This window comes from Moorena sp. SIO3H5 (assembly GCF_010692395.1).
GTDB lineage: Bacteria > Cyanobacteriota > Cyanobacteriia > Cyanobacteriales > Coleofasciculaceae > Moorena.
Map to the genome: position 1 here is coordinate 1 of NZ_JAAHHS010000765.1, position 1,375 is coordinate 1,375.

General features: G+C 37.3%; 2 protein-coding genes. One reads left to right on the plus strand and one right to left on the minus strand.

Going from position 1 to position 1,375, the window contains the following annotated elements; genetic code table 11:
* Window positions 1-321: 321 nt before the first annotated feature.
* The gene (locus F6K52_RS36335; protein ID WP_293090080.1) at window positions 322-648 is read left to right on the plus strand and encodes a DUF433 domain-containing protein; all 327 of its coding nucleotides are present in this window, start codon (window positions 322-324) and stop codon (window positions 646-648) included.
* 57 nt (window positions 649-705) lie between these two features.
* On the opposite strand, the gene F6K52_RS36340 is transcribed toward F6K52_RS36335, so the two are convergent.
* Window positions 706-1,375, minus strand: a 670-nt coding sequence (locus F6K52_RS36340) for a DUF4351 domain-containing protein (protein ID WP_293090082.1), incomplete at its 5' end; no start/stop codon positions are given.

Here is a 1,375-nt window from a genome sequence, read left to right on the forward strand (position 1 = left end):
TCCATGTCTTATCTGTCCACTCAATACCAGTTTTTGTACTAGACATACTTTAAACCCCATCAGTTATAGCCTTAGCACATAACGCCTTTGCGAAAGCTATATATGTAGACATTTATTTATTATAGTTTTATTGTACTATAGCAATCCTAGTTGAAACGTGAAATAATAGAGAGGTAGGAAGTGCCTATGTGCAAGCGTTTCATACTACTTCCTTCTCGCAAATAATCTGTAATAGTATATAATGTAACCTAAAATTTCAGTAATAATCAGTAAAGCTTAATTACCCTTTCCCTGGTTGTATACCTGCAATATTCAAGTTCTATGAATATCCAAGAACTAGAAAATAAAATCCTAGCATTACCTGCAACAGAAAAAGCCGCAATTATCCAAAGCCTAACTCAAAACATCAACATTGGAGCAAAAGGTATCACAAAAACACCCAATGTTTGTGGCAAAGAAGCCTGTATAACTGGAACTCGGATTGCAATTTGGTTATTAGTTGAAGCACGTCGTCTGGGAATTACTGAAGCCCAAATTTTGCAAGATTATTCTCATATTAGTGCAGCTGATTTAGTTAATGCTTGGATATATGCAGATGCTCATCCTGAAGAAATTGCAGCTGCTATCCATGCGAATGAGGCTGCTTAAATCATGGCGCGTTTATATGCGGATGAAAATGGAATCAATCATATTGCAATTTGAATTTTAACTCTTTTCCTGCTGTTCTAATAAAGCAATCAGATCAGAAATTGCCGAAAAATCAATCAATTCCTCTCCCAATATTTCCAATTGTTCCGTAGATAATACGCGGATGCGTTCAACGATTGATGAATCCATTTCACCAAAACGCCGAGTTAACAAACGTATCAAAAATTGAAAGGCTTCTTGCTGTCTTCCCTTCTGTAGAATATCCTGATAAATTACTGATTCTTGCATCACATCCTCCCTTAACAATCTGCGAATTAAATTCCTTTCAAATTTCAAACCAGCCAAAATTTCTGTGTAAGCAGCAATATCCTGTCTGGTGTTCTTATCTGGAATTCTAGCAACATTCTGAGCTACCTGGGATAACAAACCTTGGGGTGAGTTTGTTCGCGTTAACGGTGCTAGAGGTAATAATGCGGGGTTATCAAGAAACATGGCTGAATCTTGTTCCCACATGCGCAAGGCTCGATAACGGTGAGTTGTGGTTTCATTCACATATGTTTCAGTATAAGCAATTTCGTTATTTGTTTCTTGCAAGAAAATCACAACTTGGGTGACGGGAACATGATACTGACGAATTAACCTCACCGAATAATCCAACATCCTAAATGGAATGGGAGGATTGGAAATAGTGCGGGTTTGGAATTCTATATGTAAAATTCGCTGGGTT

What these genes read in the sequence shown, in the direction of transcription:
- F6K52_RS36335 (WP_293090080.1), top strand. Translation starts at nt 322, where the DNA reads ATGAATATCCAAGAACTAGAAAATAAAATCCTAGCATTACCTGCAACA.